Annotated in this window: 14 protein-coding genes and 11 pseudogenes; 10 read left to right on the plus strand and 15 right to left on the minus strand. The window is 66.5% G+C overall.

Translation table 11 applies throughout. The features are described 5' to 3' along the window. Positions 1-128 precede the first annotated feature (128 nt). The 4 genes and pseudogenes from pgl (at position 129) to eda (ending at position 4336) form a co-directional block, all read left to right on the plus strand. Positions 129-833, plus strand: coding sequence for a 6-phosphogluconolactonase (pgl, locus tag AC0IX7_RS09430; protein ID WP_132739130.1), 705 nt, complete (start codon positions 129-131; stop codon positions 831-833). Positions 834-835: 2 nt separating this feature from the next. Next, positions 836-2645: pseudogene (edd, locus tag AC0IX7_RS09435) on the plus strand (phosphogluconate dehydratase); the annotation flags it as partial. Between the two features lie 117 nt (positions 2646-2762). Next, positions 2763-3730, plus strand: a pseudogene (gene glk, locus AC0IX7_RS09440) (glucokinase). After that, positions 3727-4336, plus strand: a pseudogene (eda, locus tag AC0IX7_RS09445) (bifunctional 4-hydroxy-2-oxoglutarate aldolase/2-dehydro-3-deoxy-phosphogluconate aldolase). Before glk ends, eda begins: the two co-directional pseudogenes overlap by 4 nt. Positions 4337-4456: 120 nt before the next feature. Here eda and mltG read toward each other — a convergent pair. The 6 genes and pseudogenes from mltG to fabD all read right to left on the minus strand — a co-directional run bounded on the left by mltG (position 4457) and on the right by fabD (position 9376). Beyond that, a complete protein-coding gene (mltG, locus tag AC0IX7_RS09450; protein ID WP_471811556.1) occupies positions 4457-5425 on the minus strand; it encodes an endolytic transglycosylase MltG in 969 nt (322 codons plus the stop codon). 95 nt (positions 5426-5520) lie between these two features. Beyond that, positions 5521-6782: pseudogene (gene fabF, locus AC0IX7_RS09455) on the minus strand (beta-ketoacyl-ACP synthase II). A gap of 120 nt (positions 6783-6902) precedes the next feature. Next, a complete protein-coding gene (locus AC0IX7_RS09460) occupies positions 6903-7139 on the minus strand; it encodes an acyl carrier protein (protein ID WP_031393971.1) in 237 nt (78 codons plus the stop codon). A gap of 77 nt (positions 7140-7216) precedes the next feature. After that, complete coding sequence (fabG, locus tag AC0IX7_RS09465) at positions 7217-7954, minus strand: 3-oxoacyl-[acyl-carrier-protein] reductase (RefSeq protein ID WP_471811559.1); 738 nt, start codon at positions 7952-7954, stop codon at positions 7217-7219. An 11-nt stretch (positions 7955-7965) separates the two neighbouring features. Next, complete coding sequence (locus tag AC0IX7_RS09470; RefSeq protein WP_471811561.1) at positions 7966-8385, minus strand: GxxExxY protein; 420 nt, start codon at positions 8383-8385, stop codon at positions 7966-7968. A gap of 33 nt (positions 8386-8418) precedes the next feature. Continuing rightward, positions 8419-9376, minus strand: a pseudogene (fabD, locus tag AC0IX7_RS09475) (ACP S-malonyltransferase). 209 nt (positions 9377-9585) lie between these two features. Here fabD and AC0IX7_RS09480 point away from each other — a divergent pair. The 4 genes from AC0IX7_RS09480 to rplI all read left to right on the plus strand — a co-directional run bounded on the left by AC0IX7_RS09480 (position 9586) and on the right by rplI (position 11388). Beyond that, positions 9586-9942 carry an RcnB family protein gene (locus AC0IX7_RS09480; RefSeq protein ID WP_471811563.1) on the plus strand — a complete coding sequence of 119 codons (357 nt, stop codon included), beginning with the start codon at positions 9586-9588 and terminating at the stop codon, positions 9940-9942. Between the two features lie 175 nt (positions 9943-10117). Beyond that, positions 10118-10552, plus strand: a complete 435-nt coding sequence (rpsF, locus tag AC0IX7_RS09485; protein WP_056050884.1) for a 30S ribosomal protein S6 — start codon at positions 10118-10120, stop codon at positions 10550-10552. 2 nt (positions 10553-10554) lie between these two features. After that, positions 10555-10779, plus strand: coding sequence for a 30S ribosomal protein S18 (gene rpsR / locus AC0IX7_RS09490; protein ID WP_031393978.1), 225 nt, complete (start codon positions 10555-10557; stop codon positions 10777-10779). Between the two features lie 12 nt (positions 10780-10791). Then, positions 10792-11388, plus strand: coding sequence for a 50S ribosomal protein L9 (gene rplI, locus AC0IX7_RS09495; protein ID WP_471811565.1), 597 nt, complete (start codon positions 10792-10794; stop codon positions 11386-11388). Positions 11389-11889: 501 nt separating this feature from the next. On the opposite strand, the pseudogene AC0IX7_RS09500 reads toward rplI, so the two are convergent. The 3 genes and pseudogenes from AC0IX7_RS09500 to recR all read right to left on the minus strand — a co-directional run. After that, positions 11890-13323: pseudogene (locus AC0IX7_RS09500) on the minus strand (DNA recombination protein RmuC); the annotation flags it as partial. Positions 13324-13870: 547 nt separating this feature from the next. Continuing rightward, entirely contained in the window at positions 13871-14395 is a 525-nt protein-coding gene (def, locus tag AC0IX7_RS09505; protein ID WP_471811567.1) for a peptide deformylase, read from the minus strand. A 43-nt stretch (positions 14396-14438) separates the two neighbouring features. Continuing rightward, complete coding sequence (gene recR, locus AC0IX7_RS09510; protein ID WP_471813819.1) at positions 14439-15035, minus strand: recombination mediator RecR; 597 nt, start codon at positions 15033-15035, stop codon at positions 14439-14441. 52 nt (positions 15036-15087) lie between these two features. Here recR and fmt point away from each other — a divergent pair. Both fmt and truA read left to right on the plus strand, forming a co-directional pair. Then, a pseudogene (fmt, locus tag AC0IX7_RS09515) lies at positions 15088-16012 on the plus strand (methionyl-tRNA formyltransferase). Beyond that, a pseudogene (gene truA / locus AC0IX7_RS09520) lies at positions 16009-16748 on the plus strand (tRNA pseudouridine(38-40) synthase TruA). Before fmt ends, truA begins: the two co-directional pseudogenes overlap by 4 nt. A gap of 153 nt (positions 16749-16901) precedes the next feature. Here the strand turns inward: truA and AC0IX7_RS09525 are convergent. The 6 genes and pseudogenes from AC0IX7_RS09525 to AC0IX7_RS09550 all read right to left on the minus strand — a co-directional run bounded on the left by AC0IX7_RS09525 (position 16902) and on the right by AC0IX7_RS09550 (position 24739). Beyond that, positions 16902-18098, minus strand: coding sequence for a class I SAM-dependent RNA methyltransferase (locus AC0IX7_RS09525; RefSeq protein ID WP_471811569.1), 1197 nt, complete (start codon positions 18096-18098; stop codon positions 16902-16904). Next, positions 18095-19515: pseudogene (locus AC0IX7_RS09530) on the minus strand (NAD(P)H-hydrate dehydratase). The gene AC0IX7_RS09525 and the pseudogene AC0IX7_RS09530 overlap by 4 nt, the downstream one beginning before the upstream one ends. After that, positions 19512-19742 carry a hypothetical protein gene (locus AC0IX7_RS09535; RefSeq protein ID WP_471811571.1) on the minus strand — a complete coding sequence of 77 codons (231 nt, stop codon included), beginning with the start codon at positions 19740-19742 and terminating at the stop codon, positions 19512-19514. The pseudogene AC0IX7_RS09530 and the gene AC0IX7_RS09535 overlap by 4 nt, the downstream one beginning before the upstream one ends. 156 nt (positions 19743-19898) lie before the next feature. Then, positions 19899-21617 (minus strand): annotated as a pseudogene (gene ilvD, locus AC0IX7_RS09540) (dihydroxy-acid dehydratase). A 139-nt stretch (positions 21618-21756) separates the two neighbouring features. Next, positions 21757-22302, minus strand: a complete 546-nt coding sequence (locus AC0IX7_RS09545) for a response regulator (RefSeq protein ID WP_471811573.1) — start codon at positions 22300-22302, stop codon at positions 21757-21759. A 65-nt stretch (positions 22303-22367) separates the two neighbouring features. Continuing rightward, positions 22368-24739 (minus strand): annotated as a pseudogene (locus AC0IX7_RS09550) (hybrid sensor histidine kinase/response regulator). Positions 24740-24919 lie beyond the last annotated feature (180 nt).

A 24919-nucleotide genomic window follows, 5' to 3' on the forward strand; every position in this document is an offset into this window, starting at 1 on the left:
CGAGAAGGCGTATCGAGGGATCGGCCCGTTTGTGGCATTGTACCTCGATACGGGATCTCGACTTCGCTCGATCCCTACTCGTCACGAACGGCATTTTTGACAGCAATTTTCTGAGTGAGTTCAAGTTTATGACCGAAATCGAATGGTGGGATTACGAGGATTCCGACGAGCTCGCCAATGCAGTCGCGGGCGATATCCAGTTCGTCATCGAGAGTGCGCTCGACGCGCGCGGCTCCGCGGTGATCGCGCTGGCGGGCGGCAAGACGCCGTTCGCGGCGTATGAGAAACTCGCCCAGGCGAAGCTCGACTGGAAGAAGGTCACGATCATCCCCGGCGACGAGCGTATCGTGAAGCTCGGCGATCCGTTGTCGAACGTGACGGCGCTGGCGAAGATCTTCCTCCCCAAGGGCGCGCGCGTGAAGCCGATCGTTCCCGAGGCGATGTCGGACTACAAGGCGGCGGGTCGCTCGGCGGATGCGCTGATGCAGGACCTGCACTGGCCGCTCGACTTCTGCCTGCTCGGCATGGGTGGCGACGGGCATACCGCGTCGATCTTCCCCGGCCCCGATTATGACGAGGCGCTGAGCGGCCCCAAGGAACGCCGTGCGCTCGGCGTGATGCCCGATCCGCTGCCGCCCGAGGCACCGCTGGCGCGCGTGACGCTGTCGGCTGCCGCCATCGCGTCTTCGAAGGCGCTGATGATCATGATCACCGGCGACGCGAAGAAGAAGGTGCTGGAGCAGGCGATCGAACAGGGGCCGTCGTCGTCCTACCCGATCGGCCGTGTGCTCGCCGAAGTCGAGCTGCCGGTCGACGTGCACTGGGCGCCGTGACGATGCTCAACGCCGTCGTCTCCGCGGTCACCGACCGGATCATCGAGCGCTCGCGTGACAGCCGCGCCGCCTATCTCGCGCTGATCGAGCGCGAGGCGGCGGCGCAGGTCCGGCGTCCGGGTCTGGGCTGTGCGAACCTCGCGCACGCCTATGCCGGGACCGAGGAAGACCGCGACGCGATGAAGGCCGATGCCGGCATGAATATCGGCATCGTCACCGCGTATAACGACATGCTGTCCGCACACGCCGTCTACTATCGCTACCCGGAACTGATGAAGGTCTGGGCACGCGAAGCCGGCGCGACCGCACAGGTCGCGGGCGGCGTGCCGGCGATGTGCGACGGCGTGACGCAAGGCTATCCGGGCATGGAACTGTCGCTGTTCAGCCGCGACACGATCGCGCTGAGCACGGCGATTGCCTTGTCGCACGGCACGTTCGAGGGTGCCGCGTTGCTCGGGATCTGCGACAAGATCGTGCCGGGGCTGCTGATGGGCGCGTTGCGCTTCGGGCACCTGCCGATGGTGCTGATCCCCGGCGGACCGATGCCGACCGGCTTGCCGAACAAGACGAAGGCCGCGGTTCGCGAGGAGTTCGCGGAAGGGCTGGTCGGGCGCGAGGAGCTGCTCGAGGCCGAGATCGGCGCGTATCATTCGAAGGGGACGTGCACCTTCTACGGCACGGCGAACACCAACCAGATGATGATGGAGGTCATGGGCCTCCACATGCCGAGCGCGGCGTTCGTCAATCCGGGTACCAAGCTGCGCCAGGAACTGACGCGGGCGGCGGTGCACCGCTTGGCGAAGATCGGCGCGCGCGGCGATCGTACCGGCCGCTCGGGCGTTGCGTCGACGAGAAGGCGATCGTCAACGCCGCGGTCGGCCTGCTCGCGACGGGCGGCTCGACCAACCATCTGCTCCACGTTCCGGCGATCGCTCGCGCGGCGGGATCATCATCGACTGGGAAGATTTCGATCGCCTCTCCTGCGCGGTCCCGCTGATCGCGCGCGTGTATCCCAACGGCTCGGCGGACGTGAACGCGTTCGAGGCGGCGGGCGGCATGCCCTATGTGATCCGCGAGCTGCTCGGCGAAGGCCTGCTGCACGGCGACATCATGACGATCGGCGGCGACGACCTGTCGGCCTATGCGAAGACCGCGGTCGTCGAAGGCGACACACTCGCCTGGCGCGATACGCCCGACAGCGGCGACGAGACGATCCTGCGCCCTGCCACCGCGCCGTTCTCTCCCGATGGCGGGATGCGGATTCTCGCGGGCAATATCGGCCGTGCGTGCATCAAGGTGTCGGCTGTCGAGCGCGAGCGCTGGATCGTCGAGGCGCCCGCGATGGTGTTCGACGACCAGCTCGATGTGATCGAGGCATTCAAGCGCGGCGAGTTGGAGAAGGACGTCGTCGTCGTCGTCCGCTTCCAGGGACCGCGGGCGAACGGGATGCCGGAACTGCACAAGCTGACGCCGCCGCTCGGGGTGTTGCAGAACCGTGGGTTCAAGGTGGCGCTGGTCACCGATGGGCGGATGTCGGGCGCGAGCGGCAAGGTGCCGTGCGCGATCCATTGCTCGCCGGAAGCGCTGCTCGACGGCGCGATCGGGTTGATCCGGGATGGCGACATGATCCGGGTGGATGCGGTCAACGGCACGCTGGAGGCGCTGGTCGATGCGGACGTATGGGCCACGCGCCAGATGGAGGCGACGCCGCCGCCGGTGAGCGGGATGGGTCGCGAGCTGTTCGGCATGTTCCGCGGGCTGGCGGACGAAGCCGAGAAGGGTGCGTCGGCAATGCTGGCGGGCGCAGGGCTTCAGCATTCCTGCCTACCGTTCGTCCTGAGCGAAGTCGAAGGACATGCCCTCACGAGCGGTCCTTCGACTTCGCTCAGGACGAACGGATATAAAGATATCGAGGATCGGGAGAGACGAATGGAAATCGTAGCGGCAGATATCGGCGGGACACACGCGCGCTTCGCGATCGCCGAGGTCGAGAACGGCCGCGTCGTGTCGCTCGGCGAGCCGGCGACGCTGAAGACTGCGGACCACGCGTCGCTCCAGACCGCGTACCAGGCGTTCGAGGCCGGGCTCGGTCGCCCCCTCCCCGCGCGCTGGGGATCGCGGTCGCGTCGCCGGTCGCGAACGACGTCATCCGGCTGACCAACAACCCGTGGATCATCCGCAAGTCGCTGATCACCGAGCGGCTGAAGGCGGACCAATGGGTGGTCGTCAACGATTTCGGCGCGGTCGGCCATGCCGTCGCGCAGGTGCCTAGCAGCGACTTCATCCATCTCTGCGGTCCCGATACGCCGCTGCCGTCCGAGGGCATCACGACGATCTGCGGCCCCGGCACCGGCCTAGGCGTCGCGCAGTTGCTGCGACGCAAAAACGGCTATCAGGTGCTCGAAACCGAGGGCGGGCACATGGACTTCGCGCCGCTCGACGGCATCGAGGACGCGCTGCTGAAGCGGCTGCGCAAGACGTTTACGCGCGTCTCGGCGGAGCGCGTCGTCGCCGGGCCCGGCATCGTCGCGATCTACGAGACGCTCGCCGCGCTGGAGGGCCGCGCGGTCCCCAGCCATGACGACAAGACGATCTGGACCGAGGCGATCGACGGCACCGACTCGATCGCGCTGGCCGCGCTCGACCGGTTCTGCCTAGCCCTCGGCGCGGTCGCGGGTGATCTTGCGCTGGCGCAAGGCGCCAAGGCGGTCGTGATCGCAGGCGGGCTCGGCTTCCGGATCAAGGATCGGCTTATCCGCTCGGGCTTCGACCAGCGCTTTGTCGCCAAGGGTCGCTTCCAGACGATGATGGCGGCGATGCCCGTCAAGCTCATCACCCATCCCCAGCCCGGCCTGTTCGGCGCCGCGGCCGCCTTCGCACAGGAACACACCCAATGACCGCAACTATAGCAGACATCATGCAGACCAGCGCCGTCATCCCGGTGCTGGTGATCGAGGACGCGGCGCTCGCCCGGCCGCTCGCCGAAGCGCTGGTTGCCGGCGGCCTGCGCGTGCTCGAGGTGACGTTGCGCACCGGTGCCGCGCTGGAAGCGATCGCCGAGATGAAGAAGGTGCCGGGCGCGATCGTCGGTGCCGGGACCGTCGTCAATACGCAGCAGTTTGCACAGGTCCGCGACGCGCGGGGCGGAGTTCATCGTGTCGCCGGGGCTGACCGAACGGCTCGCCACGCCGATCATCGAGAGCGGCATTCCGTTCTTGCCGGGGATCGCCAATGCGGCGGACATCATGACCGGGCTCGACCTGGGTCTGACGCACTTCAAGTTCTTCCCGGCGGAAGCGAATGGCGGGTTGAAGGCGCTCAAGGCTCTGGCCGCGCCATTCTACCAGTGCAGCTTCTGCCCGACCGGTGGGATCACCGAGGCGAGCGCGCCCGAGTGGCTGGCGTTCAAGCCGGTGCTCTGTGTTGGCGGGAGCTGGGTGACCGGCGGGACGATGGCCGAGATCGAGATCAAGGCGCGCGCGGCCAACGCGTTGCGGGGCTGATCTTCTTCCCCCTCCCCGGAAAGGAGGGGCCGGGGGTGGGTCGGCCGCTTGGCGCGCGTGCCGGCAACTGCAAACCGACCCACTTACCCTTCCCTTTCAGGGAGGGGAGCCGGAAGGTGGCTACATCTCGCCGCGGGCTTTGCGGATCTCGTACCATTTCTTCACGTTGGCGTTGTGTTCGGCCAGCGTGTTCGCGAAGACGTGGCCACCGGTGCCGTCCGCGACGAAATACAGCGCTTGGGTCTGCGCTGGGTCCAGCACCGCCTCGATCGAGGCACGGCCGGGGTTGGCGATCGGACCGACCGGCAGGCCGGCCTCGGCGTAGGTGTTATAGCCGTTCTTGGCGTGCAGTTCTGACCGCAGGATGCGGCGGCCTAGCGGGCGGCCCTTGGTGATCGGGTAGATCACGGTCGGGTCCGCCTGGAGCGGCATGCCGTTGCGCAGGCGATTGCCATAGACCGCGGCGACGGTGCGGCGTTCGGAAGGCTTGCCGGTTTCCTTCTCGATGATCGAGGCGAGGATGATCGCCTGTTCGGGGGTGCTCACGGCGATACCGGGCTTGCGCGCCGCCCATGCCTTGGCGAGGTACGTCTTCATCGCCGCCTGCATCCGCACGACAACCGCCGCGCGCGTGTCGCCGCGCTCGAACGCGTAGCTGTCGGGCAGGATCGAACCTTCTGCGGGGATCGGTACGGTGCCGGTGAGGCCGTCCGCCTTCATCAGCGCGTCGTGGACGAGGACCGAGGGATAGCCTTCGGGTACCACCACCAGCCGCTGGACGACCTTGCCGCCCTGCATGAGTTTCAGGATGTCGGACTGGCTAGCGTGCGCGGGGATCTTGTATTCGCCAGCCTTGATCGGATCGCCCGAGCCGAAGACCCGCGCGTATAGGCGGAACCGGGTAGCGGACCGGATCGCGCCGGCCTTTTCCAGTTCGACCGCTGCGGCGGCCAAGCTCGAACCTTGAGGAACCTGAACCGACGACGCGCGCGGCGCTGGCCCCGCGCCGCCCCAGTCTTGAACGACCAGGAACAGCGCGACGACTGCCGCGAGGCCGACGATAAATCCGAAACAGCCGACCTTGCGCACTATAGTTCCCCGGCGGAGGCCGGGCCAGTTGGGCAGGCCCTCCGATAAATCGCACCAATCACCCAACTGGACCCGGCCTTCGCCGGGGAACAGGATTAATGGACCTTCGTCATCACCAGCGACGCATTCGTGCCGCCGAAGCCGAACGAGTTGTTCAGCACCGCTCGGACTTCACGCTTTTTGGCCACGTGCGGGACGAGATCGACACCCACGCAACTGTCGCTCGGATTGTCGAGGTTCAGCGTCGGCAGGACGATCTGGTCGCGCAGCGCGAGGATGCAGAAGATGCTCTCGACCGCGCCGGCACCGCCGAGCAGATGGCCGATCGCGGACTTGGTCGACGACATCGACAGGCCTGAAATCGCATCGCCGAACAGGCGGCGGACCGCACCGAGTTCGAGCTCGTCACCGAGTGGCGTCGAGGTGCCGTGCGCGTTGATGTAATCGATGTCCTCGAGCGCGAGGCCCGACTTCTTGATCGCCATCTGCATCGAGCGGAACGCGCCGTCGCCTTCGGGATGCGGTGCCGTCACGTGGTACGCGTCGCCCGACAGGCCGTAGCCGATCACCTCGGCATACATCTTCGCGCCGCGTGCCTCGGCGTGTTCGTATTCCTCGAGCACCAGCACGCCGGCGCCCTCGCCCATCACGAAGCCGTCGCGGTCCTTGTCGTAGGGGCGCGAGGCCTTTTCGGGCGAATCGTTGAAGTTGGTCGACAGCGCGCGCGCCTGAGCGAACCCGGCGATGCCGAGCGGGCAGACGGTGCCCTCCGCGCCGCCCGCGAGCATCACGTCGGCGTCGTCCATCGCGATCATCCGCGCGGCGTCGCCGATCGCGTGCGCGCCGGTCGAGCAGGCGGTGACGACCGCATGATTCGGGCCGCGCAGACCGTATTTGATCGAGACCTGGCCCGAGATCAGATTGATCAGTCGACCGTGGACGAAGTGCGGCGAGACGCGACGCGGGCCTTTGGTATGAAGCACGATCGATTCGCTCTCGATGCCCGGCAGACCGCCGATGCCCGAGCCGATCGACACGCCGGCACGCCAGCTCTCCTCGATCGTCATTTCGGTCAGCCCGGCATCTTCCAGAGCCTGACCAGCGGCGTCGATGCCATAGATGATGAACGGATCGACCTGGCGCTGGACCTTGTGGTCGACGCGCTTGCCCGGATCGAAGCCATATTCGTGGTCGGCCGGCTTCACCTCGCAGGCGATGCGGCACACCTGATCCGACGCGTCGAAGCGCGTGATCAGGCCCGCGCCCGACTTGCCGGCGAGAATATTCGCCCAGGCCGTTTCAACATCCGCCCCCAGGGGGTGACCAGGCCTAGCCCGGTTACGACGACACGCCGCATGGCTTCAAACTCCGTCTGCTCTCAAAACGAAACGGCTCCCCGCCCTCTTTGCCCAAGGACGGGGAGCCGCTCAAATCACACCCTTCAGGGCAGGTCCAAGGTTTGAACCCTAGACCCTGATCAGGCCTTGTGCTCGTCGATATAGGTGATCGCATCCTTGACGGTCGCGATCTTCTCGGCGGCATCATCGGGGATCTCGACGCCGAATTCTTCCTCGAACGCCATGACGAGTTCGACGATGTCGAGGCTGTCTGCGCCCAGGTCGTCGATGAAGCTCGCGTCCTCGGTCACCTTGTCGGCTTCGACGCCGAGATGCTCGACGACGATCTTCTTCACGCGGTCAGCGGTCTCGCTCATGGTAGTTCCCTCTTCAAATCTGGGGGTTTTCGGTATTTCCTGAACGCACCTAGAACGGGGCAGTTCAGCGCGCAAGTTCAGATCATCGCCATCCCGCCGTTCACGTGCACGGTTTGTCCCGTGACGTAGCCGGCTTCACGGCTCGCCAGATACACGATCGCGGCGCCGATGTCTGCGCCTTCGCCAAGGCGACCGGCGGGAATCTTCGTGGTGAGCGCGGCCTTCTGCGCCTCGGGCAGCGCGTCGGTCATCGGCGAGGTGATGAAGCCGGGCGCGACGCAGTTGACGGTGATGCCGCGGCTGGCGAGTTCCTGCGCCATCGATTTCGACATGCCGATCAGGCCGGCCTTCGACGCAGCGTAGTTGGCCTGGCCGGGATTGCCGGTGACGCCGACGATCGAGGTGACCGAGATCATCCGGCCGAAGCGCGCCTTCATCATCGGCTTGGCGGCGGCGCGCATGAGGCGGAACGCGGCTTCGAGATTGACGCGGATGACGCTGTCCCACTCGTCGTCCTTCATCCGCATCGCGAGATTGTCGCGGGTGACGCCGGCGTTGTTGACGAGGATATCGAGCCGGCCGAGCTTTTCCACGGCCTGCGGGACGAGCGCGTCGACTGCGGCTGGGTCGGAGAGGTTGCAGGGGAGCGCGACGTGGTCGCCTTTCAGGGTGGCGCGGAAGGCTTCGAGCTTGTCGGCGTTGGAGCCGGATACGGCGAGGCGCGCGCCTTGGGCGGCTAGGGCCTTGGCGATCTCGGACCCGATCCCGCCGGATGCCCCGGTGACGAGGGCGGTCATGCCTGTGAGGTCGAACATTTTGGTCTCCATTAGATTTTGTTCACGCGGAGACGCGGAGCCGCGGAGGGGCGGTGGTCGTTTACGATCCGTCGCACTCCTTCTTTCAGCGTTGCGCCACCGAAGTTAATCAACAGTCCTACGGGCTGATGAGTTAGGCGTAGGTAGGTCAGGAGTTGCTTGCCGTGCGCGGCATTCAGTTGCTCTACCGATTTGATTTCAACGAGAAGGCGTTCATCAACGAGGAGATCGATTCTGAATGCCGCTTTGAAGCGCATCCCCTCAAACTCGATGTCTACCGATCGCTGCCGTGCCACGTGGCAGCCCAGACCGGCCAGCTTACCCGCCAGCACCATTTCGTAGACGTTTTCGAGAAGACCGGGACCTAAGTCGCGATGAATGCGGAGCGAGAGATCGAGCACATCGCCGCTGATCTGATCGATCTCTCTCAAATCTTCTCTCCGCGGCTCCGCGTCTCCGCGTGATCACATCTTCTTCACGAATTCCTCGATGTCGTCCATCGTGATGACACTCGTCGTCTCGACGTCGGGGGTGATGCGTTTGACCATCGGGCTGAGCACCTTGCCGCCGAATTCGACGAAGTGGCCGACGCCCGCCGCATGCATGGCCAGCACCGATTCGCGCCAGCGGACCATGCCGGTGACCTGTTGCACCAGCAGGTGACGGATCGCGCCGGGGTCGGCGACCGCGGTCGCGTCGACGTTGGCGAAGACCGGGACCAGAGGCGCGCGGAGGTCGGCGTCCAGAAGGGCAGCTTCCATCGCTTCGGCGGCGGGCTGCATGAGGGGCAGTGGAAGGGGCGGAGACGGGCAAGAGCACCGCCCGCTTGGCGCCGAGGTCCTTGGCCAGCGCGATCGCCTTTTCGATGGCGAGGCGGTGGCCGGAGATGACGACCTGCGACGGGTCGTTGTCGTTGGCGACGGTGCAGATCAGTTCGGGGCCGCCTTCCGCGAGGATCGCGTCGACCGCTGCGCCGGCGATGACCTGCGCCTTTTCGAGGTCGGTGCCGAGCAGCGCGGCCATGGCGCCCTCGCCTACCGGAACGGCGGCCTGCATCGCGCGGCCGCGGAGTTTCAGGAGGCGCGCGGTGGTCGACAGGTCGAGCGCACCGGCGGCGCACAAGGCAGTGTATTCGCCGAGGCTGTGGCCAGCGACATAATCAGCCTTGTCGGCGAGGCGGATGCCGCCTTCCTTTTCGGCGACACGCAAGGTGGCGATCGCGTTCGCCATGATCGCGGGCTGCGCGTTCTCGGTGAGGAGGAGGTCGTCCGCCGGCCCCTCGCTCATCAGGCGGAACAGATGCTGGCCGAGCGCCTCGTCGACTTCGGCGAAGACCTCGCGGGCGGTGGCACTGGCGTCGGCGAGCGCCTTGCCCATGCCGACAGACTGGCTCCCCTGGCCGGGGAAGATGAACGCGCGCATGACCTCTCCTCTGTGTTCGGTCTTCGTTTGAGCGCGGGGCCTATAAAGGTGCGCGGCGAGTTGCAACCGCGCGAACCTGAACGAAGCCCGCGCGTTTGCGACAAATGGCGACCATTTCGCGCAGGCTGCGACATGCACCTGCGACAATCCGGTCCCAGATTAGTGATGACGCCGCACAACGGCGCCGTGTTTCAAACGGGAGATTACCCATGAAGAAGTTCATCCTCAGTGCACTGGCCGCTACCCTCGTCGCCAGCCCGCTGCTCGCCGCAGCACCCGCCGAGGCACAGCAGCGCCGCGAAGTGACCACCGTGCGCCAGAACAACAATGGCCGCACCGTCGTCACCAAGAAGACCGTCGTCCGCCCGAACCAGTATCGCAACTGGCGCGCCGGCCAGCGCTTCGATCGCCGCTATGCGCAGAACTATCGGGTGATCACGACGTATCGCAACTATCGCCTCGCCGCTCCGCCGCGTGGCAGCCAGTGGGTCCGTTCGGGCAACGACGCGATCCTGATCAACGGCCGTGGCAACGTGGTCCAGGTTCGTGGCGGTGCGTTTCGGTAAACCCAACGCCAACCTTGCCTTTGCCGGATAATCGGCTAAGGCCCATTGCAACCGGGGTGAGAGATTCGCGTCTCTCGCCCCTGTTTGCATTATAGACGCCGTTTTCTAAGACGACAGCCGGAGGGGTGCACGCATGGGGCGTGTATCAGCGATCGGCCAAGACGAAGGACAAGACATGGCTCTTTACGAGCATGTGTTCCTTGCGCGCCAGGATCTGGCACAAGCGCAGGTGGACGCACTGGCGGAAATCGCCACCAAGATCGTGAACGACAACGAAGGTCGGGTCGTAAAGACCGAGAACTGGGGCCTGCGTTCGCTGGCGTACAAGATCGCCAAGAACCGCAAGGCGCACTATGTCATGCTCGAGATCGATGCCCCGGGCAGCGTGATCGCAGAGCTGGAGCGCCAGACCCAGATCAACGAAGACATCATTCGTTACATGACGGTCAAGGTCGACACCCTCGAAGAGGGCCCGACCGTGATGATGCGCAAGCAGGACCGTGACCGCGAGCGTCGTGGCGATCGTGAAGGTGGCCGCGAGGGCCGTCCCGATCGTGGCGATCGTCCGGACCGTGGTCCCCGTCGTGACCGCGAAGAGGGAGCTGAATAATCATGGCACGTCCATTTTTCCGCCGCCGCAAGAGCTGCCCGTTCTCCGCCAAAGACGCTCCCCGGATCGACTATAAGGACGTCCGGTTGCTGCAGGGCTTCGTGTCCGAGCGTGGCAAGATCGTCCCGTCGCGTATCACTTCGGTGGCCGCAAAGAAGCAGCGCGAACTGGCCCAGGCCATCAAGCGTGCGCGTCATCTGGGCTTGCTGCCCTACATCGTTAAGTAAGGACACGCCCACATGGACGTCATTCTGCTTGAGCGCGTCGAAAAGCTTGGTGCTATCGGCGACGTGGTGAAGGTCAAGGACGGTTACGCGCGTAACTTCCTGCTTCCCAACAAGAAGGCGCTTCGTTCGAACGAAGCCAACCGCAAGGTGTTCGAGTCGAACCGTGCGAAGATCGAGTCGGACAACGCATCGCGTCGCAGCGATGCCGAAGCCGAAGCGAAGACCTTCAACGACGCGACCGTGACCCTGATCCGTCAGGCGTCGAACACCGGTCAGCTCTACGGTTCGGTCGCGGTTCGCGACTTGGTCGATGCGCTGGTGGCCGACGGTCACAAGGTCGGCAAGTCGGCGATCGTGCTCGACAAGCCGATCAAGGCGATCGGCGTGTACACCGTCAAGGTCGCGTTGCATCCTGAAGTGTCGGTGGCCGTCAAGGTCAACGTCGCCCGCTCGCCTGAAGAGGCCGAGATGCAGGCTTCGGGCGTCGACGTGATGTCGTCGATGTTCGAGCGCGACGAGGCTGGCTTCGTCGAGGATTACGATCCGAACGCAGAGCCCGGCGCTACCGCCGAAGCACCGCGCGACCAGGAGGAAGAAGCGCAGGGTTGATCCCTTCGCTTCCTTCTTGGCTGCATAGAAAGGCCCGCCCGGAGTGATCCGGGCGGGCCTTTTCTTTGTGCTTGTGCGGTGCGTGTCAGGGGCAGGTTACGCAAGCGCCGATCATGGCGGCGAAGGGGATCAGGGCGCAGAGGACGGGGACTAGGGTTTTCATGACCTGGCGACTCTTTGGGGGTGTTGCCGGGTTAATGCGCGGGGTCGGGAAAGGTTTCCGAGAGGTGAACGAATTTTGTACCGATCGGTTTTCGGTGCGGCCCCTTCGTTTTCCCCAACCTCCCTCCGTCACCCCAGACCTGTTCCGGGGTCCACGGTTCCGCAATCTCTCCGGCCGTTGAGTTCGCGGAACGGTGGATGCCGGAACGAGCCCGGCATGACGGAATGGCGCACGATCCCCGCCCCTATCTGTTCCCCCGCGAAGGCGAGGGTCCAGGATAATGGAACGCAGCACTGCTTGATCCTGGGCTCCCGCCTTCGCGGGAGAACATTAGTGGTGGCGTCTTCCGGCTTCTCGATCAGCGCAGGCCCCTCGCCTAGCGCTAGCGCGTCCACCGAGGACACGTCCTCCAAGTCCCGCGCGCCGGTCTCGATGTTCAGGTCGCGGAATTTCCGGCCGGTCACCATCAGGCGGCCGTTGAACGAGTTGGTAAAGCCGTTGAAGTTCTTCACCGCACTGTTGAGGCCGACGCCGACCTTGCGCAGGTCGTCTGCGACCTTGGCGAGGCGATCGTGCATCTCCTTGCCGAGTTCGCCGATCTTCCGTGCTTCGTTGGCGAGTTTCTCCTGCCGCCAGACCGCCGCCACCGTGCGGGCAATCGCGATCAGGTTGGTCGGGGTCGCGAGCAGGACGCGCTTTTCGAACGCGAAATCCAAAGCGTCGGGTCGTGTTCGAGCGCGGCGGAGAGGAAGTGCTCGCCGGGGACGAACATGATGACGTAGTCAGGCGTGTCGGCGAACTGGCTCCAATACGCCTTGTTGCCGAGACCGTTGACGTGCGCGCGCATCGACGCCGCGTGACCGGCGAGGCCGATCAGGCGCTCGGCGTCGTCGACCGCGCCGAATGCGTCCTGGTACGCGTTAAGCCGAGACCTTCGCGTCGATCACCAGCGCCCGGCCGCCGGGGACGCGGATGATCGCGTCGGGGCGGAGGCGGGCGCCGTCGTCGCCTACCGCGACCGAGACCTCGGTCTGGAAGTCGGTGTGTTCGCTGAGGCCGCAGGTTTCGAGCACGTTCTTCAGCTGCTGCTCGCCCCAGCGGCCGCGCGACTTAGGGGCGTTGCGGAGCGAATTGACGAGCTTGGCGGCTTCGGTGGAAACCTTTTCCTGGCCCAAGCGCATCTGTTCGATCTGGCCCTTGAGGTCGCCGAATGCGTCGCGGCGCTCGGCCTCAACCTTGGCGACGCCTTCTTCGTAGCGTTGCAGACGGTCGCTGACGGGTTGCAGCATCGATTTGAGGTTCAGGCCGGCGGACTCTTCGGACTGGCGGAAGCGGGCGTCGGCGCGTTCGAGGAAGGTCTTCTGCGCGTCGCTCAGCAGCTTGTTGGCAACGTCGCCGAACTGCGCGGCCATCACGTCCTTCGCCTCGCGGAGACGTACTTCGAACGCTTCGCCTTGAGCCTTGAGAGTAGCATTCTCGGTGCGCGCCGCGTCACGATCTTTGCGAATAGCTTCCAAATCTAAGCGGAGACGATCGGTGTCGGTGGCGCGCTCGGCGTTCTGTGCGCGGAGGGTGGCGAGGTCCTGCATCGCGGCGTTGCGTTCGCGTTCGACGGCGTCGCGGGCGGTGCGGATGAGATCGGCGTCGGCGACCTTGGTCTGCGCTACGGCGAGTTCACTGGCTAGGGTGGCAGCTCGGCGGGAGGCCAGGGCCCAGCCTAGAAGGATGCCGGCGGCTAGCGCGAGGACGGCGATGATGGCGAACTCAGCCATTTTGCGCTGCCGACATTGGAGTGAAGTGCAGACGCTGGCGCAGCATTTTCTGGGGTGAGACTGCGCGCGGGGGCGCTTGGGTTCGGGGGAGATTGGGGACGTCATGGGTGGAACATACGTCGAACGATTGATGCAGGACAATCGGAATATTCTGTTCTTCCCGCGGAGGCGGGGTCTAGGGTTATCAGCGGGAGCGCTTGTGGTCCTGGGCCCCCGCCTTCGCGGGGAACTATAAGAGGGCGGCGGTCTCAAAAACGGCACTACCCCGGCGAAGGCCGAGGCCCAGTTGGCGGACGTTGCCAACTTAGTGCAGCACGTCGTTACTGCGACCTTTCCAACTGGGCCCCGGCCTCCGCCGGGGTGGTTGCGTGTTGGGGGAGCGGCGCTCTTACTCTCCTGGTAGCCCTGCCCTTTGGCAAAACACGTCCGTCATCCCCGCGCAGGCGGGGATCCATATACTCGGATGTCAGCGATTAAAGCGTGAGGTTTGCCAATATGGGTCCCCGCCTCCGCGGGGATCACGGGTAGAAGTGGCGGACCGCTCCCCTCATCCCAGCTTGCGCTGCTTGGCCAGCTTCTTCAGCACCATGTCGCGCTTGAGGCGACTGATGTGGTCGATGAACAGCACGCCGTCGAGATGGTCGATCTCGTGCTGCATGCAGGTCGACAGCAGTCCGTCGAAATCTTCCTCATACGCCGCGCCGGTCTCGTCGAGCCACTTCACGCGGCAGCGCGCCGGGCGTGCGACCTCGGCATATTGCTCGGGGATCGAGAGGCAGCCCTCGTTGTAGGTGGAGACCTCGTCGCTGACCGAGAGGATCTCGGCGTTGATATACGCCTTGGGATTCTTGATCGGCTTGTCTTCCTCGTCCTTCTCCTCCTGGAGATCGATGACGAGGACGCGCTTCTGGACGCCGACCTGGGTCGCGGCGAGGCCGATGCCGTTGAAGTCGTACATCGTCTCGATCATGTCGGCGACGAGCGTGCGGATGGAGTCGTCAACCGTCTCCACCGGCTCGGCGACGAGGCGCAGGCGGGGATCGGGGACTTCGAGAACGGTCATGACGGTCATCCTGCGCAGCTAGGTTCCGCGCGGGGTGCGTCAAGCACTTGGCTCAAGCCATTGGACGTCGTGCGCGCAACGCCTGCGCCAGCGTGCCCTCGTCGAGATAGTCGAGTTCGCCGCCGACCGGGAGGCCATGCGCGAGTTGCGTGACGCGGACGGAGAAGCGTTCGATGCGCTCGGCGATGTAGTGCGCGGTGGTCTGGCCTTCGAGCGTGGCGTTCATCGCGAGGACGACTTCGTCGATGCCGCCGGCTTCGATGCGGCGGACGAGGCTGTCGATGCTGAGATCCTCCGGACGGATGCCTTCGAGCGCGGACAGGCGGCCGCCGAGGACGTGGAAGCGGCCGGGGAACAGGCGGGACCTATCCAACGCCCACAGATCGGCGACTTCCTCGACCACGCACAGCGAGCGCTGGTCGCGACGCGGGTCGGCGCAGATCGCGCAGGGGTTGGTCGTGTCGACATTGCCGCACGTCGAGCAGTTCTCCAGCCGCTCGTCGACCGCGGTCAGCGCCTCGCGCAACGGGCCCAGCGCCGCGTCCCGCTTCTTGAGCAGATGCAGCACAGCGCGACGCGCGGACCGGGGGCCGAGGCCGGGGAGCCGGGCCAGCGCCTGCGTCAGCGCCTCGATCTCGGGGGATGCCATGGGGGAACAGATAGGGGTTGCGTCGCTCCCCGCCAGCGTGTTCGAGAGGGGCATGCGGATCATCTTCATGGGAACGCCGGACTTCGCGGTGCCGGTGCTGGAAGCCCTCGTCGCGGCGGGGCATGACGTGATGGCGGCGTATTGCCAGCCGGCGCGACCGGGCGGGCGGCAGGGGCGCGAACTGGTGCCGTCGCCGGTGCAGATGCGGGCGGAGGCGCTGGGGATCGAGGTGCGGACGCCGGTGTCGTTCAAGGCGTCCTTGCCTGAGGGGTTGGAGGCTCGCGAGGCGTTTGGGGCTTTGAACGCGGATGTGGCGGTGGTTGCGGCGTATGGTCTTATTCTGCCGCGCGCGGTGCTGGAGGCGCCTCGGTTCGGGTGCCTGAACGTGCATGGGTCGCTGTTGCCGCGATGGCGCGGGGCGGCGCCGGTGCAGCGGGCTATCCTCGCGGGGGATGCCGAGACGGGCGTCGGGATCATGCAGATGGAGGCGGGGCTGGATACCGGGCCGGTGCGGCTTGAGGACGGACGCCGATCGTCGGCAAGACCGCGGGCGACCTGACCGCCGAGCTGTCGGCGATGGGGGCGCGGTTGATGGGCGAGGTGCTGGGCGATCTCGACGCCTACCCCGCCCGGCCGCAGCCCGAGGAGGGCGTCACCTATGCGGCCAAGATCGAGAAGGCGGAGGCGCGGATCGATTTCGAGCGGTCGGCAGTCGAGGTCGAGCGGCTGGTACGGGCGATGAACCCGGCGCCGGGGGCGTGGTTCGAGCATGCGGGTGAGCGGGTGAAGGTGCTGGCCGCGGACGTGCTGCCATTCTCGTTTCTCGGTTGCGAGGGGTTGACGGTGAATGCCGAGCTGACGATCGGGTGCGGCGAGGGGCGATCCGGCCGACCTTGGTGCAGCGGGCGGGACGCGGCGTCACCTCGGCCACGGAATTGCTGCGTGGGTTTGCGATCCCGTCGGGGACTCAGCTTTGACGCGGTTCGCGTTGACGGTGGAGTTCGACGGCCGGCCGTTCATGGGCTGGCAGCGGCAGAAGCACGGGCCGAGCGTGCAGGCGGCGCTGGAAGCCGCAGTGATGAAGATGACCGGCGAGACCGCCTCTGTGCAGGCGGCGGGGCGGACCGATGCGGGCGTGCACGGGATGGCGATGCGCGCGCATGTCGATATCGAAAAGCCGGTCGCGGCGTTTCGGTTGATGGAGGGCTGAATGCGCTGGTTAAGCCGGCGCCGGTGTCGGTGCTGGCGTGCGAGGTGGTCGACGACGAGTGGCATGCGCGGTTTTCGTGTGTCGGGCGGTCGTACGAGTATCGGATCGTCAACCGGCGCGCGCCGTTGACGTTCGAGGCGGGGCTGGCTTGGCAGGTGCCTCAGCCGTTGGATGCGGGGGCGATGGCGGAGGCTGCGGGGGCGCTGGTCGGGCGGCATGACTTCACGACGTTTCGCTCGGCGCATTGCCAGGCGGATAGTCCGGTGCGGACTTTGGACCGGCTGGAGGTTGTGCGGGAGGGGGAGCGGATCTTTGTGTACGCGGCGGCGCGGTCGTTCCTGCATCATCAGGTGCGGTCGATGGTCGGGTGCCTGGCGCTGGTCGGAATGGGGCGCTGGGCGGTTGGCGATGTCGCCAAAGCACTCGCGGCGAAGGACCGGGCGATGCTCGGGCTGAATGCGCCGCCCGATGGGCTGTTCTTCGTTAGCGCGGTGTATCCCTGAGCGTCAGCGGAATTATCCATCAACTTTGATCGCGACGCTATTCCTCCCCTGGAAGGAGGTGGCAGCGCCTTGCGCTGACGGAGGGGTTACCCGCTCTCGATAGCGCGACATCCCTCCGTCGCTGCGCGACACCTCCCCTACAGGGGAGGATAGTTAGCGGACGAACTTGGCGGCCAGCTCGACATGCGTCGACCAGCGGAACTGGCCGACCGGCTGGACCCAGTCGATCCGCCAGCCGGCGTCGCACAGCTCCTTGGCATCGCGCGCGAAGCTCGCCGGGTTGCAGGACACGTAGACGATCACCGGCGTCTTGCACTCCGCCAGCGCGGTCGCCTGCTCGCGCGCGCCGGAGCGGGGCGGATCGATCACCACCGCGTCGAACCGGTCGAGCTCGGCGACCGTCAACGGGCGACGGTAGAGATCGCGGTGCTCGGGGTAGACCGGGCGCTGGGTGCGGTGCGCGGCGGCTTTCAGCGAGCCTAGCGCGTCGCGCGCGCCCTCGGCCGCGTAGACCTTGGCGGGGATCGCAAGCGTGAAGGTGCCGAGGCCGGCGAACAGGTCAGCTACCGTTGCGGGCTTGCCGATCGCTTCGAGGACGGCCGCCGTAAGCGCAGCTTCACCATCAGGCGTGGCTTGCAGGAATGACGCGGGCGGGAGCGGTACGGGGACACCGCCCAAGGTGATCGTGACCGAATCAGGCTCCCACCGCGTCTCTGGTCCGAGACCATCGTCGAACGCTACGCGAGCAATCTTGTGGTCTTCGCAGAATTTGGTGAGCGCTTCGGCGGCAGGAAGACCTTCGGGAGCGAACCCGGTAATCAGGATGTCCGCGCCTTGGTCGGCGAGCGTCAGGTGGATGTCCGCGCGGCGGCGGAAGTTGAGGTGCTTGAGCAGTTGGCGCAAGGGCTGGACGAGCGCGAACAGGCGCGGGTCGAGGATCCAGCATTCCTTAATGTCGACGATCGTGTGCGCCTTTTCGGCGGTGAAGCCGAGCGTAATCTTGCCGCCCTTCCCCTCGGCGTGGAGCGTCGCACGACGACGGCTCCGTTCGGGCGAGATGTGCGGCGTGCGGATCGGGGCGGACAGGTCCTGGCCGTCGAGCGCGGAGGCGATGCGGTCGGTGACGAACTCGGCATAGGCCTGGTCGTCGAGATGCTGCAGCTGGCAGCCGCCGCAGGTCGGGAAATGCACGCAAGGCGGCGTCTGGTGATGCGGGCCTGGCGTGACGGTGCCGTCGGCGGCGAGCGTGTCGCCCGGTGCCGCGAAGGCGGCGTGGCGTCCGTCGGCGGTCATGCCGTCGCCGCGTGCCGCGACGCGAATGATCGTGTCGATATTCGTTTCAGAGGTCATAGCGCCGCTCTGGCCGACCTTAACGCATCCGCCAAGTCGTCGGCGATGAACGCCGGCCCCAATCGGCGGGCAGCGTCACCGTGGAGCCACACTCCGGCGCATGCTGCGTCGAGCGGATCGAGCCTGGCGGCGAGCATCGCGCCGATCGCGCCGGCGAGGACGTCGCCAGTGCCGGCGGTGGAGAGCCAGTCGCTGGCGCACTGTGCGATGCGGACGCGACCGTCGGGCGCCGCGATGACGGTGTCGGCGCCTTTGAAAACGACGATGGCGTTGGCGAGGTTGGCGGCGTCTCGGGCGCGGGTGATCTTGTCGGCATCAGATTTGCCGAAGAGCGCATCGAACTCGCCGGCGTGGGGCGTTAGGATGACGGGGACCTTCAGCACCTTGATCCGGTCCGGGTCGAGGAGGCGGAGCGCGTCGCCGTCGATAATCAAGGGGTGGCCCGAGTCCAGCGCCGCCTCCAGACGGGCCTTGGCGACATCGTCACGGCCAAGGCCGGGGCCGATCACGAGTGCGCGGATACGGTCGTTGGCGAGGGCTTGGTCGGTGAACGGTGCGCGGACGAGTGCGTGCGGCGGACCTTCGCTATCGCCGAGCAGGGTTACGTAGCCGGCGCCGGCACGCATCGCGGCGAGCGCGGCGAGGTCGGCGGCACCTGACATGCTGCCTGCGATGATCGCGACCATGCCGCGGGTGTATTTGTGCGAATCCGGGCCGGGAGTCGGGAGGCTTGGGGTTTGGAAGACTTCGGCTTGGCTGGTGGTGGGAACGCCGATGTCGAGGAGGCGGGTGTTGCCGCAATAGCGCGCGGCGGGTTGGAGGACGTGCGCAGGTTTTACCGCGCCTAGGGCGAGCGTAAGATCGAAGACGGGGGCGTGCTGAGCGCTTGGCCGGTGTCGGTGGCGAGGCCGCTGGGGAGGTCGATCGCGATGGTGAGGTTTGCGGCGGTGGCGAGGGTGCGCAACTTCCCACAATCACCCCTCCCGGCCTCCGCCGGGGAGGTGCTCTGGGTTTGGGTTCCGATCACATCGAGGGGACGCGTCAGGCCGGTGCCGAATAATGCGTCCAGCAGGATGGGTGCGGGCTTGGCCCCGGCCAGCGTTTCGATGGGACCGGACCACCCTGCCCTCGCCGACTTTGCCGCGTTCGTCTTCGGTTCCGACAGCGCCGCGACGCGAACCGTCACGCCCATCTCCGCCAACACCCGCGCCGCCACGTAGCCGTCGCCGCCGTTGTTGCCGGGGCCGCAGAGGATCAGCACCTCGTTCACGCCCGCCACCCGGCGAACCGCGTGCGCGATCGCGGTGCCGGCGCGGTCCATCAACGTCTCGACCGTCGCGCCGCCGGCGATCACCGCATCTTCCGCCGCGCGCATTTCGGCGGCGGTCAGGATGGGCTGGCCTTCGATTCGGATCATGACGTCTTGGCCGCGTCCTTGACGGTCGCCGGCAGGCGGTAGCGGTCGCCGCCGAGCGCCACCTCGATGCCGTCCGCGCCGGTGATCGTGACCTTGGCGACTTCGGCGCCGTCCGCCGCGATCACCCCGCGGCCGTCCTGCGTCACCAGCAACCGACGGAACGCACCGTCGGGATGGCGAATCGTCAGGACCAGGCCGTCGCTCCTTGCGCCCGCTCGACCGTGCACGTCGAAGCGAACGCGGCGTCACCGCGTGCGCAAGCGATCCGGGTGTCGCCCGCGGTCTCGCTGCGCTGCTGCGCCTCGACCTGTTCGCTGCTCGGCTGCCCGCGCCCACATGCTGCGAGCGGGAGCGAGAAAAGCACCGTAACAGCCGGTATTCGCTTAAATATCCGCGTAGACATGGGTTTCGGCTGCGGCTCCGGGGTGCGTGACGGCACCCTTGTAGGCCGGGCCGACGGTCTTCGCATAGCGCCACAATGCGCCTGAGCCATAATCGTTGGCGCGCGGCACCCACGCAGCACGGCGCGCCGCCATCACGTCCTCGGGAACGTCGAGGTTGATCGTGCCGGCCTCGGCGTCGATGTGGATGATGTCGCCATTCTCGACCAAGGCGATCGGGCCGCCGTCTGCCGCTTCGGGGCCGACATGGCCGATGCAGAAGCCGCGCGTGCCGCCGGAGAAGCGCCCGTCGGTGATCAGCGCGACGCTCGCCCATCCCGAGGCCGTAGAGCGCGGCGGTGGTCGACAGCATCTCGCGCATGCCGGGGCCGCCCTTGGGCCCCTCGTAGCGGATGACGATGACTTCGCCTTCGTTGATCTCGCGGTTTTCGACCGCGGCGAAGGTATCCTCCTCGCAATCGAACACGCGCGCCGGCCCTGAAAACTGGAGGCGGTGCATGCCCGCGACCTTCACGATCGCGCCTTCGGGGCGAGGCTGCCGCGCAAGCCTACCACTCCGCCCGTAGGCGTCAGCGGCGTCTTGATGTCGTAGATGACCTTCTGGTCGGGGTTCCACGTCACCTGGTCGATGTTCTCGCCCAGCGACTTGCCTGTCACCGTCAGGCAATCGCCGTTGAGGAACCCGCCCGCGAGCATCGTCTTCATCAGCATGTAGACGCCGCCAGCCTCGTACATGTCCTTGGCGACATACTTACCACCGGGCTTCAGGTCCGCGATGTACGGCGTGGTCTTGAAGATCTCGGCGACGTCGAACAGGTCGAATTCGATACCCGCCTCGCTCGCCATCGCGGGCAGATGCAGCGCGGCGTTGGTCGAGCCACCGGTCGCGGCGACGACGCGCGCGGCGTTGATGAACGCCTCGCGCGTGCAGATGTCGCGCGGGCGGATATTGTCGGCCAGGCACTCCATGACCTGCGCGCCGGCCGCCACCGCGATCTGCTCACGCGTCGTGTAAGGAGCCGGCACCATGTTGCTGTTCGGGATCGACAAACCGATCGCCTCGGCGACGCAGGCCATCGTGTTGGCGGTGTACTGCCCGCCGCATGCGCCGTGGCCGGGGCAGGCGACCTTCTCGATCGCGTGGACCTCCGAGAGCGGGCACGCGCCGGCCGCGTATTTGCCGACGATCTCGAACACGTCGACGACGGTGACGTCGCGGTCCTGATAGCGGCCGGGCAGGATCGAGCCGCCATAGACGAACACCGACGGGATGTTGAGGCGGAGCATCGCCATCATCATGCCGGGGAGCGACTTGTCGCAGCCGGCGAACCCGACCAGCGCGTCGTAGCAATGGCCGCGAACGCTGAGTTCGACCGAATCGGCGATGACTTCGCGGCTCACCAGCGAGGCCTTCATGCCCTGATGGCCCATCGCGATGCCGTCGGTGACGGTGATCGTGTTGAACCGGCGCGGCATGCCGCCGCCCTGGATGACGCCCGCCTGCGCGGCATCGGCCTGCGCGTCGAGCGTGGTGTTGCAGGGTGCGGAGTTGTTGCCGGCGGAGGCGAGCGCCACGAACGGGCGGGCGATCTGCTCCTTGTCGAGGCCCATCGCATAGTAATAGCTGCGGTGCGGGGCGCGTTCGGGACCGACGGAGACGTGGCGGCTCGGCAGGCGCGATTTATCGAATGTGCGGGTCATGGCGAACGCCTATGTCGCGGGAGGGGGCATTTGCGCAAGAGAGTTGCGTTGATTTTTAAGAGTGGAGGGCCGTGATCTCGTCGTCCGCGCGCTGGCGGGTATCCAGAACGGCGATGGTCAGCGGCCTCGTCAGGTCCGCCTATATGGGTTCCTGCCGCCTCGGGAATGGCGGGAGCCGCTCCCCTCCCTGAAAGGGAGGGGTTGGGGGTGGGTCGGCCTGTTGGCTGACGCTCCAATAACCAAGCGGCCTACCCACTCTCGGCCCCTCCCTTTCAGGGAGGGGGGCAGAAGGGGCGCGTTCGGCGTTCCGGCGACGACGATCAGAGGCCTTCGAGGGCCTTTGCCACGCCGTCCATCGTGAAGGGCTTTTGAAGGCGCGGACGGTCACGAAATTCTGGAGCCACACCGTCATCGCCGCCGCCGGTGGCGAACACGAAGGGGACGCCCTTGGCCGCGAGGGCCTCGGCGACCGCAGTGCTCTTTCACCGCCGCGCAGGTTCACGTCGAGGATCGCGCCGTCGACGCCGCCTTCCTCGATCCGCTTCAAGGCGTCGGCGACGGTGTCGAAGGATCCTGCGACGCCCTTGTCCAGCACCTCGAGGAAATCCTCGAGCATCATGGCGATCAACGGTTCGTCCTCGACGATCAGAATCTGCTGCGGGAGGATCTGCTGGGTAGCGGTCATACCATGCGCATAGTCGGGATTGTTACGACTTGCCAACATCTTGTTCAATTCTTCCCGGGTTCGCTTCAGCGCGTGGCCAGCACGTCCCGCGCCGCTTCGGCGAGTTCCTGCACCGAGAAGGGTTTCGGCAGGAACGAGACGTTGTCGAGATCGATCGATTTGCGCAGTTGTTCCTCCGCATATCCCGACATGAACAGGATCGGCAGGTCGGGATATTGTTCACGCACGTGCCGCACCATCGTCGGGCCGTCCATTTGCGGCATGACGACGTCGCTGATCAGCAGGTCGGGGCGACCGTGCTTTGCGAGCACCTCCAGCGCGACTTCGCCGTTCTCCGCGGTGAGCACGGTATAGCCCTGTCGCGACAGCGCACGTTCGGCGACCGCGCGGACCATGTCCTCGTCCTCGACCAGCAGGATCGTGCCGGTGCCCCACAGGTCGACCGGCTTGGGTGTGGGCTTCACCACCGCGGGGCGGGTCGTTGCGGGGGCCGAGTGGACCGGCAGATACATCGAGAAGGTAGCGCCCTGCCCAGGCTTGCTGTCGGCGAAGATGTAGCCGCCGGACTGTTTGACGATGCCGTAGACGGTGGAAAGGCCGAGGCCGGTGCCCTTGCCGAATTCCTTGGTCGTGAAGAAAGGCTCGAAGATCTTGGGCAGCACGTCGGGGGATGCCGGTGCCGGTATCCTGGACGATCAGCGCGGTGTAATCGGCGACAGGCAGGATATCGGACGCCATCTCGCGCACTTCGGACGCCGGCACCGCACGCGTGGTGATGGTGAGTACGCCGCCGCCACGCGCGTTCGCCGAGACGATCGCGTCGCGCGCGTTGACCGCGAGATTGACGACGACCTGCTCGAGCTGACCGGGATCGGCGCGCACCGGGCCGAGATTGCGGCCGTGCGTCATGTCGAGGCGGACGTTCTCGCCCATCAGGCGCTTGAGGAGGTTCGAGACCTCCGAGACGACATCCGGAAGCTGGAGGATCTGCGGGCGGAGCGTCTGCTGGCGCGAGAAGGCGAGCAATTGCCGCGTCAGGCTGGCGGCGCGGTTCGAGTTGGTGCGGACCTGCTGGATGTCGTCGTAATCGCTGTCGCCGGGCGAATGGCGCATCAGCATCAGGTCGCAGTGACCGATGATCGCAGTCAGGATGTTGTTGAAATCATGCGCGACGCCGCCGGCGAGTTGGCCGACCGCCTGCATCTTGGTAGCCTGCGCGACCTCCCGCTTGAGGCGGCTCTCCTCGCTATTGTCCTTTAGGCTGAGCAGGACGGCCGCGTCGCCTAGCCCGCGCGCGCCGGCGATGGTGAGCGCGACCGGCTCGTCGGGGTGGTCCTTGAGGCGGACCGCCATGTCCGCGGAGTGCGTCGCGCCGTTCGCGAACTTGCGGATCGCGTCGGCAACCGCGGCCTTGTCCTCGCGGACGACGAGGTCGCCCGGATAGAGCGGCGGGGCGACCGCATTGACGCCGGCCGCGCGCAGGAACGAGTCGTTCATCTGCAGGAAACGGCCGTCGCGGTCGACCAGCGCCATCCCGAACGGCATCATGCTGACCAGGCTGCGGACATGCGCGGAGGCGCTGGCGCCGAGCGCGGGCGCATCCTCCTCGTCATCGAGCAGGGCCACCAATACAGGCGCGTCGTCGCCTTCGAGGAACGGGATCTGGAGGACTCGGAGCGGCGTGCCTTCGAGGCCTTCGCGCTCGAACCGGACGAGGCCGCGGCTGTCGGTGATCAGGAAACGGGCGAAATCGCGGCCCTGGATCGAGTCGTATTCGTCGCCGCACGCCCGCGCTCTCAGCACGCGGTTGGCGGAGCGGACTCGGCCGTCGGGCGAGAGCAACGCCGCCATGATACCGCTGCCGCCGAGCCGGTCTCCGGTCGGGCCGGTCAGCAGCGCGGCGAGCGTCTCGGCGAGGTCGTGCTCCTGGGCGGTGACGAAACGCCAGACGAGCATGTCGGCATCGTCGCCGGCGCGGGCGATCTGCGCGGACAGCTGGATGCCCTGCGTGTTGAGGCGTTCGACCTGCGCGGTGCCGTCGCGCCACGCGGAGCGGCCGGCGTCGGCGAGCGCGGCGATGCCGGCTTCGTCGAGCGGGAGGCCGGGGGTGTGGGGAAGCCTGCGAACAACGCTTCGTACGCGTCGTTGGCGCAGACCAGGCGGCCGGCGCGGTCGGTGATGGCAATGGCGTCGGCGCCGGCTTCGGCGACGGTACGGGTCAGGTCCCAGTCGACGGGACGGGGGCATCCTTGACGACCGGATTGAGCAGGCGCCAGGCGACCAGCGCGCCGATGACGATGATGGCGGCGGCGAAGAAACCGGCGGCGGCGATCCAGCTACCGACGAGCACAAGCACGATCGCCGCGGCGGCGGCCCCCGAGGCGACCGCGACGAGCGCGGCCTTACGAGCGGAGGTGGGTAATGCGAACGATGCCATCGCGAGGGTCATCCGCTGTTGCGGGGTTAGGCGTCAAGCGGGTTGCGTGGATTGGGGGTGATGGCATCGTTCCGTACGATGCTTTGGTAAAGAACCATTCCCCCCGGCAACCACCCCGGCGGAGGCCGGGGCCCAGTTGGAGCGTCGGTCGTAACGACGCGCTGTGCATCGTCAATGCCG

It is taken from the genome of Sphingomonas sp. AC411, from assembly GCF_979253035.1.

Excerpts from the sequence above, each read along its gene's own strand:
- pgl (WP_132739130.1), top strand. The coding sequence starts at position 129 with ATGACCGAAATCGAATGGTGGGATTACGAGGATTCCGACGAGCTCGCC.
- AC0IX7_RS09460 (WP_031393971.1), bottom strand. The coding sequence starts at position 7,139 with ATGAGCGAGACCGCTGACCGCGTGAAGAAGATCGTCGTCGAGCATCTC.
- fabG (WP_471811559.1), bottom strand. The coding sequence starts at position 7,954 with ATGTTCGACCTCACAGGCATGACCGCCCTCGTCACCGGGGCATCCGGC.
- AC0IX7_RS09480 (WP_471811563.1), top strand. The coding sequence starts at position 9,586 with ATGAAGAAGTTCATCCTCAGTGCACTGGCCGCTACCCTCGTCGCCAGC.
- rpsF (WP_056050884.1), top strand. The coding sequence starts at position 10,118 with ATGGCTCTTTACGAGCATGTGTTCCTTGCGCGCCAGGATCTGGCACAA.
- rpsR (WP_031393978.1), top strand. The coding sequence starts at position 10,555 with ATGGCACGTCCATTTTTCCGCCGCCGCAAGAGCTGCCCGTTCTCCGCC.
- rplI (WP_471811565.1), top strand. The coding sequence starts at position 10,792 with ATGGACGTCATTCTGCTTGAGCGCGTCGAAAAGCTTGGTGCTATCGGC.
- def (WP_471811567.1), bottom strand. The coding sequence starts at position 14,395 with ATGACCGTCATGACCGTTCTCGAAGTCCCCGATCCCCGCCTGCGCCTC.
- recR (WP_471813819.1), bottom strand. The coding sequence starts at position 15,035 with ATGGCATCCCCCGAGATCGAGGCGCTGACGCAGGCGCTGGCCCGGCTC.
- AC0IX7_RS09525 (WP_471811569.1), bottom strand. The coding sequence starts at position 18,098 with ATGACCTCTGAAACGAATATCGACACGATCATTCGCGTCGCGGCACGC.
- AC0IX7_RS09545 (WP_471811573.1), bottom strand. The coding sequence starts at position 22,302 with ATGACCGCTACCCAGCAGATCCTCCCGCAGCAGATTCTGATCGTCGAG.